Origin of the sequence: Brotocaccenecus cirricatena (assembly GCF_020687045.1) — a bacterium.
Classification (GTDB): domain Bacteria; phylum Bacillota; class Clostridia; order Oscillospirales; family Oscillospiraceae; genus Vescimonas; species Vescimonas cirricatena.
In genome coordinates this window covers 1-10,968 of the sequence record NZ_JAJEPW010000078.1, presented here as the reverse complement: position 1 = coordinate 10,968, position 10,968 = coordinate 1, and the positions used below count along the sequence as shown (strand labels likewise).

General features: G+C 62.4%; 13 protein-coding genes. 7 read left to right on the top strand and 6 right to left on the bottom strand.

The features are described from left to right. Window positions 1-31: 31 nt before the first annotated feature. Window positions 32-1,213 carry a YibE/F family protein gene (locus LKD37_RS15520; RefSeq protein ID WP_302930008.1) on the bottom strand — a complete coding sequence of 394 codons (1,182 nt, stop codon included), beginning with the start codon at window positions 1,211-1,213 and terminating at the stop codon, window positions 32-34. 147 nt (window positions 1,214-1,360) lie between these two features. Between LKD37_RS15520 and LKD37_RS15515 the strand changes: the two genes are divergently transcribed. Next, a complete protein-coding gene (locus LKD37_RS15515) occupies window positions 1,361-1,798 on the top strand; it encodes a SpoVA/SpoVAEb family sporulation membrane protein (RefSeq protein WP_302930007.1) in 438 nt (145 codons plus the stop codon). A gap of 38 nt (window positions 1,799-1,836) precedes the next feature. On the opposite strand, the gene LKD37_RS15510 is transcribed toward LKD37_RS15515, so the two are convergent. Together LKD37_RS15510 and LKD37_RS15505 are read right to left on the bottom strand one after the other, a co-directional pair. Next, window positions 1,837-2,043 (bottom strand): hypothetical protein, encoded by a 207-nt coding sequence (locus LKD37_RS15510; protein WP_302930006.1) that lies wholly within the window; start codon window positions 2,041-2,043, stop codon window positions 1,837-1,839. 143 nt (window positions 2,044-2,186) lie between these two features. After that, window positions 2,187-2,408, bottom strand: a complete 222-nt coding sequence (locus tag LKD37_RS15505; protein ID WP_302930005.1) for a hypothetical protein — start codon at window positions 2,406-2,408, stop codon at window positions 2,187-2,189. Between the two features lie 384 nt (window positions 2,409-2,792). Between LKD37_RS15505 and LKD37_RS15500 the strand changes: the two genes are divergently transcribed. From LKD37_RS15500 to LKD37_RS15485, 4 genes are all read left to right on the top strand, one after another. Further along, a complete protein-coding gene (locus LKD37_RS15500) occupies window positions 2,793-3,251 on the top strand; it encodes a hypothetical protein (RefSeq protein WP_302930004.1) in 459 nt (152 codons plus the stop codon). A 27-nt stretch (window positions 3,252-3,278) separates the two neighbouring features. Then, window positions 3,279-4,778, top strand: a complete 1,500-nt coding sequence (locus tag LKD37_RS15495) for a carboxypeptidase M32 (RefSeq protein WP_302930003.1) — start codon at window positions 3,279-3,281, stop codon at window positions 4,776-4,778. Between the two features lie 300 nt (window positions 4,779-5,078). Then, window positions 5,079-5,954 carry a LysR family transcriptional regulator gene (locus LKD37_RS15490; protein WP_302930002.1) on the top strand — a complete coding sequence of 292 codons (876 nt, stop codon included), beginning with the start codon at window positions 5,079-5,081 and terminating at the stop codon, window positions 5,952-5,954. 9 nt (window positions 5,955-5,963) lie between these two features. After that, window positions 5,964-7,361 carry a GNAT family N-acetyltransferase gene (locus LKD37_RS15485; protein WP_302930001.1) on the top strand — a complete coding sequence of 466 codons (1,398 nt, stop codon included), beginning with the start codon at window positions 5,964-5,966 and terminating at the stop codon, window positions 7,359-7,361. Between the two features lie 51 nt (window positions 7,362-7,412). Here LKD37_RS15485 and LKD37_RS15480 read toward each other — a convergent pair whose 3' ends face one another. The 3 genes from LKD37_RS15480 to LKD37_RS15470 all read right to left on the bottom strand — a co-directional run bounded on the left by LKD37_RS15480 (window position 7,413) and on the right by LKD37_RS15470 (window position 9,284). Next, a complete protein-coding gene (locus tag LKD37_RS15480) occupies window positions 7,413-7,793 on the bottom strand; it encodes a RidA family protein (protein ID WP_302930000.1) in 381 nt (126 codons plus the stop codon). A 392-nt stretch (window positions 7,794-8,185) separates the two neighbouring features. Continuing rightward, complete coding sequence (locus LKD37_RS15475) at window positions 8,186-8,704, bottom strand: nucleoside recognition domain-containing protein (protein WP_302929999.1); 519 nt, start codon at window positions 8,702-8,704, stop codon at window positions 8,186-8,188. A gap of 1 nt (window position 8,705) precedes the next feature. Continuing rightward, on the bottom strand, window positions 8,706-9,284 hold the full coding sequence (locus LKD37_RS15470) for a spore maturation protein A (RefSeq protein ID WP_302929998.1): 579 nt from the start codon (window positions 9,282-9,284) through the stop codon (window positions 8,706-8,708). Between the two features lie 170 nt (window positions 9,285-9,454). Between LKD37_RS15470 and LKD37_RS15465 the strand changes: the two genes are divergently transcribed. Further along, window positions 9,455-9,700, top strand: a complete 246-nt coding sequence (locus LKD37_RS15465; protein ID WP_302929997.1) for an AbrB/MazE/SpoVT family DNA-binding domain-containing protein — start codon at window positions 9,455-9,457, stop codon at window positions 9,698-9,700. 225 nt (window positions 9,701-9,925) lie between these two features. Beyond that, entirely contained in the window at window positions 9,926-10,933 is a 1,008-nt protein-coding gene (locus tag LKD37_RS15460) for a sugar-transfer associated ATP-grasp domain-containing protein (RefSeq protein ID WP_302929996.1), read from the top strand. Window positions 10,934-10,968: the final 35 nt, after the last annotated feature.

Here is a 10,968-nt window from a genome sequence, read left to right as displayed (position 1 = left end):
GCGCAGCCGCCCGGCTGCGCCCTTCGTATATTCAGCTTTGCTGCTTTTCTCTTGTAAAGACTGCGGCAGTAATCAGGGCCGTCAGGGGGATGGACAGAATCACGCCCACGCTGCTGGCTATGCCGCTGACCACCTCCATGGACACATACGCCGAGCTCATCAGCTGGCGGAAGGACAGCCCCAGGGAGTACAGGTACAGGATCAGTGTGAACCCACTGCCCAAAAACGCCAGGATCAGGGTGTTGGTCATGGTGCCCACCATGTCCCGGCCGATGTTCATACCGGAGCGGAACAGCTCCCGCCGGGACAGCTGGGGATTGGCGGCGTGGACCTCCGCCAGGGAGGAGGCGATGCCCATGGTCACGTCCATCACCGCCCCCAGGGCGCTGATGATGATGCCGCCTACCAGCAGGCCCCGCAGGCCGATGGGTGTGCCGGTCTGGCGCAGCTGCAGCAAAGGCTCTACGTCCTCGATGCGCAGGCCGTCCACCCGGGTCAGGGCCTGGGCCAGCAGCCCGAACAGCAGGGCCAGGGCCGTGCCCGCCACGGCGCCCAGCATGGCGCACACGCTCTTTTTCTGCACGCCGCCCACAATGGTCAGGCTCACCACCGCCACATAGGCGCACACGATAAAGGTCATCAGCAGGGTATTGGCCCCCTTCATCAGCGCCGGCAGCAGCACGCCGAACAGGCACACCAGCGTCACCGCTAAGGCCACCAGCGACTTGGCCCCGGTGCGGCCGCCTACGATCACCGCCGCCGCGATGAACAGCGCCACCACGATGGCCAGGGGGATCAGCCGGTCGAATTCATACACCGTGGCGTTGACGGTGCCGTCGGAATAGCTGGAGATCAGGATGGTGGCCCGGTCCCCGGCGTGGAGGGGCCCGCCGTACAGGGGACCCACATAGTTATATACCTGCATCTGCTGGCCCTGATAGTCCCCGGACCTCACGGTAACCAGCAGCAGCTGCTCTCCCCGGTACCCGTTGTCGGCGGCGGGGTCCTTCTCCGTGGAGTCCGACAGGACCTGCTCCACCACGGCGGATTCATAGTCCGCCCGCTCCTCCGGCTGGCCGGCTTCCACCCGGGCCGGGGCTGCCAGCAGCCGCCCCACGATCAGCAGCACCAGGGCCGCCGCCAGTACCGCGCAGGTCCACTTGTTTTCCCGCAGCCAGGCGGCAGGACCCGCCTGTTTTGTCTTTTTCTTCATAAGAACCTCTTCCTTTCGGCAAATGGAAAGCTGTCCTCACCAGCATAGCAACTTGCGCCCCCCTTGTCAAGCGGCGGTTTTGTGCCGCCGCCGGGGATAAAAGCCCCGCCGCCGGGCAGACTATAGGCGAAAGGATGTGCTGCAATCATGGATATGTCACCCCAGGAATACCAGGCCTATGTCAAGGGCATGCAGAAGAAGTCTCCCCTGCTGAAGGACATGGCCCTGGCCTTCGGCATCGGCGGGGCTATCTGCGTGGTGGGCCAGCTGATCCAGACCGGCTGGCTGATGCTGCTGCCCCGGGAGGACGCCGCCTCCGCCACCTCCATCAGTCTGGTGTTTCTGTCGGCCCTGTTCACGGGGCTGAACCTGTATAACAAGCTGGCCCGGTTCGGCGGAGCCGGGACCCTGGTGCCCATCACGGGCTTTGCCAACGCCGTGGTGTCCCCAGCCATGGACTTCCGGGCAGAGGGCCTGATCACCGGCATGGCCGCCAAAATGTTCCTGATCGCCGGGCCTGTGATCGTATTCGGCACCGCCGCCAGCGTGGTATACGGCGTGGTGCTGTGGCTGCTGGGGGGATAAGTGCAGACAGGGCGTACCGCAAGCGGTACGCCCATTGCTTATTCCCGGTCCTGCTTCTGCCGCCGGGCCAGCACCAGGGCCCGGACGCCGCCGTAAATGACCCAGATCACGCCGATGGCCAGATAGAGATACTTCATCTCGCTCATAGCGTTCCATTTCAGCAGGGAATACCCCGCCAGCAGCACGCCGCACAGCAGATACACCACATAGCGCATGATGCTGTCGGTTTTTTTCTTGTTGTCCATAGCGGCCTCCTCAGTGGTGATACTACCATTATAAGGGTTCTGCCGCCGGTGTCAATGCTTTTTCAAGGGCAGGCGGGGCGTGTGCGATGCCCGGGGCCCCGCCCCGCCTGCCTTTTATCCCGCCCGCCGCTCCCTGCGGTGGGCTATCCCAGCGAATCCAGGTCGTCCTTCCCCAGGCTCATATGCCGCCAACGCTCCGGCATTTCCGGCCCGATCAGGGGGAACAGATTCTCCGTGTCGGTGGTGGGCTGGATATTATAGGTGCCGTACTGGTTCACCAGGTCAAAGCAATTCTGGGGCACGCCCCGGAACTGATGCACGTCCGGCGCGGCGTCGTAGGGGAAGCCGCGGTCCTTTCGCTTCATCTCTCTCACCTCCGGCCTTAGTATGCCCCGGCTTCGAAAAATCTTTCACCACCCGGTGAGGAGGCACCGACCGCTTGCCATCGGGGGCGGCGTGTGGTATACTCAAAATCAGCTTAGTGAAGCAGTTTTTGCGGGACTTCCGATGAAAAGGGTGCTGGATGATGTGAAGCGCACGGATTTGCGGCCTGTCCTAGGGGCGGTGGAAGGGATGTATATCAAGGAAATGTAAGGAAGGCTTCGGCCTGATAAACCGGAAAATGCGAGGTGCATATGTATTATCACGCATCGCCAATAGGCACGATCAAGCAGCTGGAGCCCAGGACTTCCAATCACGGAGTCCCTTTGGTCTACTTCTCAAAGAAAAGAGAAAATGTCCTGGTCTATTTGAGCAATGCGATTGAGCGGTATTGCAAGGAAACCGGCTTCTCCTATGACGGCAGATGGGAAAAATGGGGACCATACGGATTTGAGAAGAACGGCATTCAGCGGCTGGAGGAATACTATCCGGATGCGCTGAGAAAGACCTATCAAGGTGTATCCGGATACATCTATTGCGCAGGCAGCATTGAGGAAGCGGATTTCGATGTGCGGATTCCGGATGCGGCTGTAAGCAGTATTCCTGTAGACATCGAATCTGTGGAGTTTGTTTCCGATGCCTACGAGGCTATTTTACAGGCGGAAAAGGATGGACTCATTACCATTATGAGATATGAGGAAATGCCGGAAAGCGTGCGGCAATGGAATCAAAGAACCATACGGGAAGAATACAAAAACGCTGCGGACCATCCGGAGTACCGGCACTTCTTAAAAGGCAGCTTCCCGGATTGGCTGGCAGATGAATAACCAATTATTTTACAGGAGGAATGACGTATGACCGTATCTCAGGCACTGGAAAGGCTGGCCGCCTATGAAAAGCAGGCCTTTGCCTATAACCACGCCTCCGGCGTGCTGTATTACGACGGAGCCACCGTTGCCCCCAAGGGCTCGGCAGACGTCCGGGCCGACACCCTGGGGGAGCTGTCCCGCATGAGCTACATTCTGACCACCGCCCCGGAGACGGTGGAGATGCTCCAGACCCTGGTGCAGGCCCGGGACCGGCTGGACCCCGTCACCGCCCGGAAGGTATCGGAGCTTTGGCGGGACTATGAACAGACCCACCGCATTCCCCAGGAGGAATTTGTGGCCTATCAGCAGCTGGTGTCCAAGGCCGACGCCGTGTGGCACGAGGCCAAGGAGCGCAGCGACTATGCCCTGTTTGAGCCGTATCTCCAGCGGATCTTCGACAGCTGCCGCCGCCTGGCGGGCTGCCGTCAGCCGGAGAAGGACCCCTACGACGCCCAGCTGGACCAGTTTGAGCGGGGCCTGACCCGGGACACCTGCGACCGGTTCTTCGCCGCCCTGCGCCGGGATCTGGTGCCCCTGATCGAGCAGGTCCAGGCCCACGCCGACCGGGTGGACGACGCCCCCCTGCACCGGGACTTCCCCGTGGCCATCCAGCGGGAGTTCACGGACTTCGTCATGGGCGTCATGGACATCGACCGCGACCACTGCATCGTGGGAGAGACGGAGCACCCCTTCACCATCAACTTCTCCCGGGACGACGTGCGCATCACCACCAACTATCACGCGGACTTAGTGGCCTCGTCCCTGTACTCCGTGGTCCACGAGGGCGGCCACGCCCTGTATGAGCTGCACGTGGGCCGTGAGCTGTCCCGCACCTGCCTGGGCGGCGGCGTGTCCATGGCCATCCACGAAAGCCAGTCCCGGTTCTATGAGAACATCATCGGCCGCAGCAGGGCCTTCTGCGGGATCATCTATCCCTGGCTCCGGGAGCACTTCGCCCCCCGGCTGGACGACGTCAGCCCGGAGGATTTTTACCGCATGATCAACAAGGCCCAGCCCTCCCTGATCCGCACCGAGGCCGACGAGCTGACCTACTGCCTGCACATCATGGTGCGCTATGAGCTGGAGCGGCGGATGTTCGCCGGGGAGCTGACGGCCCACGACCTGCCCGCTGAGTGGAACCGCCTGTACAAGGCGTATCTGGGCGTGGACGTGCCCAACGACCGGGAGGGCATCCTCCAGGATTCCCACTGGGCCAATGGCAACATCGGCTATTTCCCCTCCTACGCCATCGGCTCGGCCTACGGCGCCCAGTATCTGCGGCAGATGCAGAAGGACTTCGACGTGTCCGCCGCCGTGGCCACCGGCCGGCTGACGCAGATCAACCGCTGGCTGGAGGAGAAGATCTGGAAATACGGCTGCATGAAGGACCCCACGCCCCTGTTCGAGTCCGTCTGCGGCCCCTTCGACCCCACCTGCTACACCGCCTATCTCCGGGACAAGTTCACGGAGGTCTACGGTCTGTAACGCCCCCGGCATAACAAAGAGAGCCGCACATTCGTGCGGCTCTCTTTGTTTGAGGATAGAAAGGAAAAGCAATTCATGTCGTAGGAATTACTGTAGCTAAGATACACCATGAGAAAAAATTTGTAAAGCGACAAAATCTCATTTTACCATTACACAATGTCATGGAATCATCTGAATTCTACGGTTCGTGCAGGATAGCTTCCTGAAAATTGGGCAAAATGCATAGAATTCCTCTCTTGCCTGGGGAAAATGTACGTTGTATAATAGGACCATGAAATTCTTTCATGGCGGGAGGCGCACATGGATACGAAGAAACTGGAGGCGTTGGCGGCGGCTGTGGAACATGGCAGCTTCACCCGGGCGGCGGAGGCCCTGGGCTATACCCAGTCCGGCATGACCCACATGATGAACAGCCTGGAGCGGGACATCGGCTTTCCGGTGCTGCTGCGGGGCCGGGCCGGTGTGCGGCTGACTCCGGCGGGGGAGCGCATCTATCCCCTGGTTCGCCAGGTGCTGTCTGCTTCCCAGGCCCTGGACCGGGAGATTACCCTGATCAATTCCCACAAGGAGGACACCATCCGGGTGGCCGCCTATTCCAGCATCGCCATGCACTGGCTGCCGGAGGTGATCCAGCAGTTCCGCCGGATCCACCCGGAGCTGACGGTGGATATCCAGATGGGCAGCGTGGAGGAGGTGTACCGCTGGGTCCGGGAGGACAAGGCGGACATGGGCTTTGCCAGCCTCCAGGACGGGATGACCATGGACTGGCTCCCTCTGGCGGAGGACCCGCTGCTGGCCATCCTGCCGCCGGAGTACGACCTGGGCGGCCGGGAGCGGTTCGACGTGCGGGATTTCAGCGGCCACGAGTTTCTGATGCCCTCCATGGGCTTCCACCTGGACATTCTCCGGGCCTTGAACCGCTCCGGCGTCACGCCGGTGATCCGCACCACACAGGTGTCCGACAGCGTCATCATCTCCATGGTGGAGCACGGCCTGGGGGTCAGCGTCCTGTCGGAGCTGGTGCTCAAGGGCCGCCGGGACGCCGTGCAGGCGGTGCCCCTGGACCCGCCGGCCTTCCGGGAGCTGGGCATCGTCACCCGGGACCGCCGGGAACTGCGGCCCGCCGCCCGGCGCTTCATCACCGAGGCCCGGGACATCATTCGCCAGATCAAATAGGAGGAGCCTATGTTGACATTTACCCCCATTACCCTGGAGCATCACGCCCTGCTGCGCAAATATTACGCCGGGTGCGACTATCGCCTGTGCGAATACTCTGCCGGGACCAAGCTCATGTGGAGCCTGTATCTGCGGCCCTCCTTTGCCGAGGAGGCGGGCTGCCTCATCGTCCGCAACCGCATCGACGGCGAGTGGGTCTTTGACTACCCGGTGCCCGGCCCCGACGGCGACGTGGACGCCGCCCTGACGGCCATCGAGAGCTACTGCACCGACACGGAGACGCCGCTGGTGATCTCCGTGGTGCCGGAGGAGAAGGCCCCGGAGCTGCTGCTGCGCTGGCCTCGTCTGCGGATGAACAACGAGCGCAACTGGAAGGACTATCTCTATCGGGCGGAGGACATGGCTGCCTTTGCGGGCCGGAAATACAGCGGCCAGCGCAACCACATCAACAAATTCCGCAAGGAGTATCCCACGGCGAAATTTATCCCCCTGACCGGGGCGGACATGCCCCTGATCGAGAATTTCTGGGCGGATTATGAGCAGGAGTTCCAGAAAACCAGCTTCAACGCCAAGCGGGAGCTGGCCTATGCCAAGGCTCTGGCCCGGCTGCTGCCGGAGGGGTGGCTGCTGGGCGGCGGCCTGCTGGTGGATGACCGGCTGGTGGCCATGAGCCTGGCGGAGAACTGCGGCGGCACCCTGATTATTCATGTGGAGAAGGCGCTGTACTCCCACCAGGGGGCCTATCCCACCCTGGTCCAGGCCTTTGCCGCCCACTTCGGCGGCGACTGCGTCTATATCAACCGGGAGGACGACGCCGGGGACCGGGGCCTGCGGACCTCCAAGCTGCAGTATCTGCCGGTGCGCCTGGCAGGGAAGCTGCGGTTCGAGGTCCAGTGCGAGGCGGACCGCCTGCGGGAGATCCCCACCGTCACCACCCCCCGGCTGACCCTGACGCCGCTGGAGGAGCGGGACGAGGCCGCCTATAACGCCTTGTGCCTGGACGATGCGCGCAACCGCTGGTGGGGCTATGACTATCGTCAGGACCTGAAGGGGGAGCTGACGGAGGATTACTTCCTGTCTGTGGCCCGGCGGGACTTCGCCGCCCGGCGGGCGGTGAACTTCGCCGTCCGGCTGGATCGCCAACTGATCGGCGAGGTGGTGCTGTACCGGTTCGACTGGCGGGGCGGGGCGGAGCTGGGCTGCCGCATCGACCCGGCCTATGCCGGGCACGGCTACGGCGCCGAGGCCTTCGCCGCTGCGGCGGACTGGGCCCTGTTCCGGCTGAGCCTGGCCCGGGTGAAGGCCAAGTGCTATAAGGAGAACGCCGCCTCGTATAAGATGCTTTCCGCTTGTATGCGCCCGGCAGGGGAGGACGAGACCTTCTTCTATTTTGAAAAAACCGTGTGACAGCAAAAGCAGGGAGGCCCGGCGGGCCTCCCTGCTTTTGCTGGACGTTCTTTACTTCACGCAGATGGTCTCGATCTCCACCAGCGCGCCCCGGGGCAGAGCGCCCACTTCCACGGCGCTGCGGGCGGGATACTGGCCCTCGGTGAAGAACTCGGCGTACACTGCGTTCATGGCGGCAAAGTCGCTCATGTTCTGCAGGAACACGGTGGTCTTGACCACGTTGTCCATGGTCAGGCCGACGGCCTCCAGAATGGCCTTCACATTGGTCAGCACCTGGCGGGTCTGTTCCTGGATGCCGCCGGGAACGAACTCACCGGTCTTGGGGTCAAAGGGCACCTGACCGCTGGTGACCAGGAAGCTGCCGCAGTCGATGGCCTGGGAATAGGGGCCGATGGCGGCAGGAGCGTTGGTGGTGGCAATGATCTTTTTCATAACAGATCTTCCTCCTTATGTAATATCCTCCGAAATATCCTCCGAAGCAACGGGCCTTCCGGCCCACAATTATTATATCACACTTTTTGCCGTTTGGCAACACTTGACACCGTGGGCTGTCTGCGGTACAATAGGAGCAGAAAGAGGCGCTGCGACAAGCGGTTAGCCTCTTTCAGATGAAGATTTTCTTAATATGCTCAGAAAACCGTCACTTGGCAGAGTGGCGGTTTTCGCGTTTCTTTACAATGATCGTGACCGTAAAGGCCCCAATATGTAACGTAATCCGCATGAGCCTCACCCCCTTTCGGGTGGTGTGGCCAACCGCCTGCCGTTCGTGCAGCGCCTATAGGCAGTCTATCATATTTTCCGCCGTTTGGCAACACTCGCCGTTTTCACCCGAAGCACAGGCGCACCGCCCAGGCGGCGGCCGCGAAGGCGGCCAGGTCCGCCGTCAGGGCGGCAGGAATGGTGTACCGGGTGCGCCGGATTCCCGCCGCGCCGAAGTACACCGCCACGGTGTAGAAGGTGGTCTCCGAGCAGCCCAGCATCACTGCCGCCGTGCGGCCCACGGCGGAGTCCGGGCCGTACTGCTCCATGATCTGGCTGCCCACCGCCAGAGCCCCGGAACCGCTGACCGGCCGCACCAGCAGCAGCGCCGCCGTCTCCGGCGGGATCCCCAGAAGCCCCAGCACCGGAGCCAGCGCCGCCGCCAGGGCGTCCATGGCCCCGGAGGCCCGCAGCATATACACCGCCGTCAGCAGCCCCACCAGCGCCGGGAGAATTTTCGCCACCACCGCCAGGCCTTCCCCGGCACCCTGGGTCAGGGCGGCGTATACGTCCACCCGCCGGGTCAGGGCGTACAGGGCCACCCCCGCCAGCAGACAGGGGATCACAAATGCCGTGGGGTCCATGTCAGTCCCTCCACACCCGCTGGAGCAGCCGTGCCGCCAGCAGCCCCGCCGTCACGGAGATGGCCGACGACAGCCACACCGCCGGCAGGATATCGAAGGGCGTCCGGCAGCCGCAGGCCGCCCGCACCCCGGCCACCGTGGTGGGCAGCAGCTGCAGCGACGCCGTGTTCAGCACCACCAGGCGGCACAGCTCGTCGTCGGCGGTGCCGTCGGTTCCCCGGGCCATGCGCCGGGCCGCCCGGATGCCCAGGGGCGTGGCCGCATTGCCCAGACCCAGCAGATTGGCGGACACGTTGGCCGACACCGCCGCCAGGGTCTCCGGGTCCCGGCTGGCTCGGGGCAGAAGCCACCGCAGAGCGGGCCGCAGCAGCGCCGCCAGCTTTTCGGAAAGACCGCAGCGGGACATGATCTCCATGACTCCGCTCCACAGGCACAGCACCCCGGCCATGGCGATGCACAGCTGCACTGCCGCCCCGGCCCCCTCCAGAGCCGCCGCGCCCACGGCGTCCATGGTGCCGTTCCATGCGGCAAAAATCAGCGACACCACCGCCATCCCCGTCCAGATCCAGGCCATTGCCATATGCATTCCCCCTCCTGCCCATGTATATGACCGGGAGAACACATAGTATTCGTGAAGAAATTGTAAAAATGCCAAGCACTTTGTTGACTTAACGGAGGCCTTGTCGTATAATAAAAAAGCGTAGTATTTTCACTTTAATGAGGGTCAATACGAAATGGGGAGATGGCAATATGAAGTCAACCGGTATTGTGAGAAAAGTGGATGAGCTGGGCCGGATCGTTCTGCCGGTGGAGCTGCGGCGCACCATGGACATTGCGGAGAAGGACCCGCTGGAGATCTATGTGGACGGCAACTCCATCGTCCTGCGGAAGTATCGCCCCAGCTGCATTTTCTGCGACAGCACCAAGGATGTGCGGACCTTCCGGGGAAAGAACGTCTGTCCCCGCTGCCTGCGGGAGCTCCGGGAGCGGACATAAGCATCATATAACCCAAACGGCAGGCCCTGGGGCCTGCCGTTTCGCGCGCCCCGGCGGACACACCGGCCTGCAATGCCGCCGACTCCGGGGCTTGCGCCCGGCGGCCCGGCGTGGTATACTGTATAAAAAGTGCCGCTTTTAGCAGGCATAAGCACCGCGCGTTGGATTTTTGCCGACGGCGTGGTATGATATAGGGTAACATGAAAAACGGGAGGTTTTTTTACCATGGCGATGATCGGATATGTGGCCCGGGTCCTCACCGGCGTCCGCTTCAAGAAAATGAACCACATGATCGACGTGGTGCACCAGAAGTGCGGCCAGAACAAGGTCCGCACCTTCTTCGATATGCTCTGGTGCGCCGTGCGCTACGGCGCGGGGTATTATGACTACACCATGTTCGGCTTTTACGACATGACCGGCGCCCAGCGGGACACCTATCTCACCCGTGTGCGCAACAAGAAGGTCAGCAACATCATGAACGATATGGCCCACGACGACGATTTTGACGACAAGCTGCTCTTCAACGTCCGCTTCGCCAAGTATCTCCGCCGCCCCACCCTCAACGGCGAAACCGCCACCCCGGAGCAGATGGCCCAATTCCTGGAGGGCCAGGAGGCCATTTTTGCCAAGATCAACCACGGCTCCTGCGGCAACGGCGTGGAAAAGCTGTATGTGAAGGATTTTGAATCCCCGGCGGCCATGCTGGACTATATCCGGGAGAAGAAGCTGGTGGTGCTGGAGCATGTCCAGGCCCAGCATCCCGACATGGCGCGCCTGCATCCCCAGTCCGTGAACACCATGCGCATCTGCACCGACCTGGTGGACGGCCAGGTGCACATCGCCTACATCACCCTGAAAATGGGCCGGGGCGGCGGCGTGTGCGACAACTCCGGCCAGGGCGGCATCCTCTGCCGGGTGGATATCGACACCGGCAAGATCTGCTCCCCCGCCACCGACGACTATTTCAACGTCTTTGACAAGCACCCCGACACCGGCATCCCCCTGGTGGGCTATCAGCTGCCCATGATCGAGGAGGCCAAGGCCCTGGCCTGCCAGGCCGCCCTGGAAATTCCGGAGGTGGGCCATGTGGGCTGGGATATGGCCATCGGCCCCGACGGCCCCGCCATCATCGAGGGCAACGACTTCCCCGGCACGGACCTGTGCCAGCTGGCCCCCTTCTGCCCGGAGAAAACCGGCCTGTGGCCCTATTACAAGGAGCTTCTGCACCTGTAAGTGAATCAAACACAAGAGCGGCGCTGCCATGCAGC

Bases quoted from the DNA above. Each gene is read 5' to 3' on its own strand.
- LKD37_RS15485 (WP_302930001.1), top strand. From the start codon at position 5,964: ATGTTGACATTTACCCCCATTACCCTGGAGCATCACGCCCTGCTGCGC.
- LKD37_RS15520 (WP_302930008.1), bottom strand. From the start codon at position 1,213: ATGAAGAAAAAGACAAAACAGGCGGGTCCTGCCGCCTGGCTGCGGGAA.
- LKD37_RS15515 (WP_302930007.1), top strand. From the start codon at position 1,361: ATGGATATGTCACCCCAGGAATACCAGGCCTATGTCAAGGGCATGCAG.
- LKD37_RS15475 (WP_302929999.1), bottom strand. From the start codon at position 8,704: ATGGACCCCACGGCATTTGTGATCCCCTGTCTGCTGGCGGGGGTGGCC.
- LKD37_RS15465 (WP_302929997.1), top strand. From the start codon at position 9,455: ATGAAGTCAACCGGTATTGTGAGAAAAGTGGATGAGCTGGGCCGGATC.
- LKD37_RS15480 (WP_302930000.1), bottom strand. From the start codon at position 7,793: ATGAAAAAGATCATTGCCACCACCAACGCTCCTGCCGCCATCGGCCCC.
- LKD37_RS15510 (WP_302930006.1), bottom strand. From the start codon at position 2,043: ATGGACAACAAGAAAAAAACCGACAGCATCATGCGCTATGTGGTGTAT.
- LKD37_RS15490 (WP_302930002.1), top strand. From the start codon at position 5,079: ATGGATACGAAGAAACTGGAGGCGTTGGCGGCGGCTGTGGAACATGGC.
- LKD37_RS15495 (WP_302930003.1), top strand. From the start codon at position 3,279: ATGACCGTATCTCAGGCACTGGAAAGGCTGGCCGCCTATGAAAAGCAG.
- LKD37_RS15460 (WP_302929996.1), top strand. From the start codon at position 9,926: ATGGCGATGATCGGATATGTGGCCCGGGTCCTCACCGGCGTCCGCTTC.
- LKD37_RS15470 (WP_302929998.1), bottom strand. From the start codon at position 9,284: ATGGCAATGGCCTGGATCTGGACGGGGATGGCGGTGGTGTCGCTGATT.
- LKD37_RS15505 (WP_302930005.1), bottom strand. From the start codon at position 2,408: ATGAAGCGAAAGGACCGCGGCTTCCCCTACGACGCCGCGCCGGACGTG.